Raw genomic sequence first — 4,654 nt, 5'->3', positions numbered from 1 at the left:
TTACCGCGAGCACAAGGCCATGCTGGGCAAGACTTAGGCCGGCGAGAAGTTCCCGGCGGTTGTGATGATGGGGGCTGGCTGGATGGTGGTCCCCGACATCAAACCAGGCAAGTGATGGTGAGTGGCTGACCCGCCCTGGGTCAGCCACTCAGTCGGGATCGCTGTTTGCAGGTGATCCCGTCCTTTTTGTCAGTTGGCGCAGCAGCGCTGTGGCCAACCAGCCATCACTTTGATCCACCCGAAGCCTTGGCCACGTAGGCCGCCAGGGCGGCAATTTGCGCATCACTGAGTTTGCCGTTGTAGGACGGCATCTGCCCAATCCCGTTGCGCAGCGCGGTGGCCACGCGCTTGGCATCGGGCTTGAGCTCGTCCAGGCTGGGGCCCACGGCGCCTTCGGCTCCCGCGTCCTTGAGCGCATGGCACAGGGCGCAGGCAGGCACCGCGCCTTGGCCGAACAACACCTTGCCTTGTTGAAGTTGCGCGGCATCGTCGGCGGCGTGCACGGGCAGCACTGTGAATGCCAACGACAACAGGGCAGCGACCAACGCGTGTTTTTGGATTGTGCGCTTCATGCCACGCTCACTTTCACGGCGTGGTCGGCCCAGCTGGTGTTGTTGTAGCCGCCCGCGTTTTCCATGCGTTGTTCGGGCTGCACGTTGCCTGCGGTGTCGGTGGCTCGGCTCGCCAGGGTGAACTGGCCCGCCGGCAGGCGTGCCGCAAAAACAAACTGCCGCCACGCAAAGCGGCCGAGGTCGGGCCCCACCATGCGCGCGAGCTGCCAGGTTTTTCCGCCGTCCAGAGAAACCTCGACCTTGGCCACCGCGTTCATGCCGCCAAACGCCACGCCATGGATCTGTGTGTCACCCGCTTTAAGCGGGGCGCCGTCCGTGCCGGGACCGTTGATCCACGACTTCACCGTCATTTCCTGCACCGATGGCTGCGACGGGTCGCCCTTCGCGCCGGGCGGTGAAATGCGGTAGCCGTGCGACATGATGCGTGCGTCGGTCTCCTGAGCGGTGAAGGCCAGGCGTTTGACGTACTTGATGTTGTTCACGCCCGTGTAACCCGGCACGATCAAGCGCAGTGGGCCGCCGTGAGCCAGCGAAATCGGCACACCGTTCATTTCCCAGGCCAGCAGGGCATCGGCGAGTGCGGCAGCAGGCACCGAGCGTTCCACGATCACGCTCTTGGGGTCCAGTCCATCGGGGAGTTTTTCGCCGCCTGTGCCGGTGAGGTAGGCCATGCCGGCCTCCACGCCGCCCAGGGCATCCACCACCCAGCGCACCGGCACACCGCTCCACACCACACAGCCTGCTGCGCCCACTTGCCAAGGCGTTCCACTGGGCTTGTTGGGGAAGTAGCCGCGTCCGTTGCCAGAGCATTGCAACACCATTGCCGTGGTCTCGATGCCCATGCGCTTGAGGTCGCCCAGCGTGAGTTTGCGCGGGTTCTTCACCCCCTCGATGTTGATCTCCCAGGCATCGCGGTTGCCCAGGATCGAGGCGTCGGGCGCGGGCAGGTTGTTGCGGATGTAGAGCTGCTCGGACGGCGTGATTACGCTGGTGCCGAACACACTGCGCTTGGTCTCAATGGTGGTGCTGCTGTGCACGATCAGGCTGGCCGGGTCCTTCCAGCCCACGTACGCTGGCAGAGGCTTGGCAGCACCGGCCACGGCGACGGGCGCGGCCTCACCAGCAGCGGCTGCGGTGCGGCCAAAGCTGGCCAGACCAACGGCAGCCAAAGCAGCGCCGCTGCCGGCCAGCAGGTGGCGCCGGGGGAGCGAGGTGGGTTGTTGGTTCATTTCTGGGGTCTCCGGTGGTTGGGCGTCGTGCGCCGGTTGGGGTGAAAGGGGTGCGCGGTTGATTCGTTGACAGGGACGCGGTGCCTCAGCCTGGCCCGGACACGGGAGGTGCCTGCAGTGCCGTCTGCGCGACCGCCAGTGCCTTCTTTTTCTGGGCCACCAGCAACAAGGGCTTGCCCTCGCGCGAGCGGATCACCTTCCAGTGCACGTTGCTCCACCAGCCGCTGGCCTCGCGCAGGTCCACAGGCTGGTCAAAGGCATACACCGTCACCATGCCGCCCTTCTCGAAGAACGTGGTGAGGTGGTAAGCGAGGTGACCTTCGATATCGCATGGCCGCATGAGTTGGGGAAACCCGGGCACCACGTTGGCGTCCCGCATGCCCAGGTGCATGAGCAACTGGCGCTGCTCCATGAAACTGCCCCGCAAGCTGCGCTCGTGGTATTCGTGGTCGATCGCGTCGCGCACCATCGCTGGCGGTCGCACGGCTAGCACCCCGCCGCTGGTGCCACCGGCCAGCAAAAGCGCAGCCAGAAAACGCTGCAAGCCGCGTCGCGCCAGCAGCGGCTGCGGCTTTCGGTACAGGTGTGCCGGTGCGTCGCTGGCCTCGAAGGCGATCGCCAACTCGGCGCGCGCGCGCAAATCGAATTCGCTGTCGGGCAGGAAAGGCGCGTCGGTATCGGGGCTCATGTCTTGGTCCTGCGAAACGGGGTAACGTTGACATCGGCCTTGGGTGTCGCAGGTACCCCCATGGCCAGCTTCAAAGCGTCGCGCGCACGGGCTAGGCGCGACAACACCGTGCCGGGCGCGATCTCCAGCGCCTCGGCCATCTGGGCGGTGGGCATGTCGTCGAAATAAAACAGCACCAGCACCTCGCGGTGGATGGGCGCCAGGCGCGCGAGCGCCTTGACGACATCGAGTTTGTCGTCCAGCCCCGCGTCGGGCGCCGCTTGCTCGGGCTGCTCTTCATCGTCCAGCGACTGCATGCTGGGTGCGGCCTGGCGAAAGGCGGCGCGGCGCATGATCTGAAAGAGCCAAGCCCGTGCCAGCGCAGCGTCGCGCAGTTGCTCCCGGTGCTTCCAGGCGTTGGCAAAACAGTCTTGCACCACGTCTTCGGCAATGGCGCGCGAACCAGTGAGCGCCCACGCACTGCGCAGCAAAAAACGGTAGTGCTCACGCACCCATTGGTTATAGCGGGACTCGGCAGACTGGAACAGCATGGTGATCAAGAGCGCTGCGTGGCTTGGTTCATTCCGTGGCGCTCATCGGTACTTTCCCTAGGGCTGTCGATCAAGGCCCCCGCGTCCCACCCAGCGACGGAAATTCCGCTTCCGCACCTTTGGCTGTGCGCTGCTGCAGGGTGTGCAGTCGGCGTTGCATGCTCTGGATCTCCACCGTCTGCCCGGCAATGATTTCCTCGGCCAACTGCCGGGTGACAGGATCGCGCCCATGCTGCAACACCAGCCGCGCCATGTCCACAGCGCCGGCGTGGTGCGGAATCATCATCGCCAGAAAGTCCTGGTCGGCCTGGCCTGCGTAGCCCGGGCTGTGCATGGCCTGCATCATGCGGGCCATCGATTCGTCCATATCCCGCTGGAATGCGCTGGTGTGCGCGGCGCTGGCGCCGTGGCTGGTGTGCGCGCCGCTCATGCCGTCTGGCCCTTCTCGCCCACACGCACGTAGACGAGGTTGATGCTCTTTTTGTTGCGCAGCGCGCCAGAGGGCAGCGTCAGATTGCCCAGGGGGATCTGCGCAATGAAGGTCGGGCGCAGCGGGTCGCTCACATCAAATGCACTGCACACGGTCTGGCCCGCGTTGGGCGTGCCGGGCAGCTCGTCCTGTTCGTGGGCCACATACAGCAGCGTGTTCTCGGGGTTGGTCCACAACCCGTGCGACTCGCGGCCACGGCTGGAGAAGGTGCCCACCACCTTGCGCTGTCCGCCCGGAGCGCTGCGGTCGATGATGGCGATCGGGCTCGACGCCACGCCGCCGGGGCCACCATCGTCGATGCGCGCCAGGCTGGCATAGACCACGCTGCCGCGCGCATTGCGCACGAACTCAACGTGGTTGGGCCGAGCGCCCATGCCGAGTGGCACGGTGTCGATCAGGTCGAAGCCACCCTGCGTCGAGCGGCAAGACACCGCATCAGCCAGCTTGTGCGAGAACCACACCTCGGCACCGTCGGGTGTGGTCTTCATGAAGGGCGTGAAGCCGGGTTTGTCCTGTGCGCTGATGTCCAGCGTGGTCAGCCGCTGCGGTTGGCTGTGGCCATCCGCGCCGGGGTTGACGCGGAACACGTCGATCTTCGACACCTTCTGGCTGGCCACAAAGGCCAACGTACCCTCACGGTTGAACCACACCTGCGCCGGGCCGCTCAGCGTGGGCAGGTATTGGCGAACCGCGCTGGAGCCCGGGCTGTCGGCCCCCTTGAGCTGGCGAACGGCACGATCGACGCCGACGATGGCAATGCGGTCTTCACCGCGCAGCGTGACCCACAGCTCGCGGCCGTTGCGCGTGAAAGTGGGCTCGTGCGGTTCGCGGCCCAGCAGCAGGCCACTACTCAGGCGCTCGGGGTTGGTGGTGGGCCCAGACGCAGGGTTGGGTGTGTTGCCGATGACGCGGCGCTGCTCGGCGTCGATCAGATAAATGTTGCTGGAGCCGCGCCCGCTGGTGGCCAGCAACCGGCCATCGGGCGACGGCACCGCGCCGTGCGCATCGATACAGCCGTGGTACAGCGGCTTGTGGACCATCGCCGCGTGCGTTGGCGCCACGCCGGCCGTCACAAAGCGAAACGGGGGACGAGGGTCTTCGTCAAAGCTGGTCAGGTTGATCGTCGACTCGACGGTGTTGGTCTT

The 4,654-nt window shown here is 65.8% G+C and carries 6 protein-coding genes; all 6 read right to left on the bottom strand.

What is annotated here, in order from left to right; all coding sequences use genetic code 11:
• Window positions 1–224 precede the first annotated feature (224 nt).
• Entirely contained in the window at window positions 225–572 is a 348-nt protein-coding gene (locus tag ACK4HJ_RS22830) for a c-type cytochrome (RefSeq protein WP_082753531.1), read from the bottom strand.
• On the bottom strand, window positions 569–1,801 hold the full coding sequence (locus tag ACK4HJ_RS22825) for a sulfite oxidase (protein ID WP_060987298.1): 1,233 nt from the start codon (window positions 1,799–1,801) through the stop codon (window positions 569–571). Before ACK4HJ_RS22825 ends, ACK4HJ_RS22830 begins: the two co-directional genes overlap by 4 nt.
• 85 nt (window positions 1,802–1,886) lie before the next feature.
• A complete protein-coding gene (locus ACK4HJ_RS22820) occupies window positions 1,887–2,489 on the bottom strand; it encodes a hypothetical protein (protein WP_008904212.1) in 603 nt (200 codons plus the stop codon).
• Window positions 2,486–3,019 (bottom strand): RNA polymerase sigma factor, encoded by a 534-nt coding sequence (locus tag ACK4HJ_RS22815; protein ID WP_050813810.1) that lies wholly within the window; start codon window positions 3,017–3,019, stop codon window positions 2,486–2,488. The genes ACK4HJ_RS22820 and ACK4HJ_RS22815 overlap by 4 nt, the downstream gene beginning before the upstream one ends.
• A gap of 70 nt (window positions 3,020–3,089) precedes the next feature.
• Window positions 3,090–3,449, bottom strand: coding sequence for a DUF305 domain-containing protein (locus tag ACK4HJ_RS22810; protein ID WP_008904210.1), 360 nt, complete (start codon window positions 3,447–3,449; stop codon window positions 3,090–3,092).
• The coding region (locus ACK4HJ_RS22805) for a beta-propeller fold lactonase family protein (protein ID WP_060987297.1) at window positions 3,446–4,654 on the bottom strand (1,209 nt) is incomplete at its 5' end. The genes ACK4HJ_RS22805 and ACK4HJ_RS22810, both read right to left, overlap by 4 nt.

The sequence above is a fragment of the Acidovorax sp. genome (genome assembly GCF_046294525.1).
Taxonomy (GTDB): domain Bacteria; phylum Pseudomonadota; class Gammaproteobacteria; order Burkholderiales; family Burkholderiaceae_C; genus Acidovorax.
The sequence above is the reverse complement of the archived record's forward strand: the minus strand, read 5'-3'. Positions and strand labels throughout refer to the sequence as shown.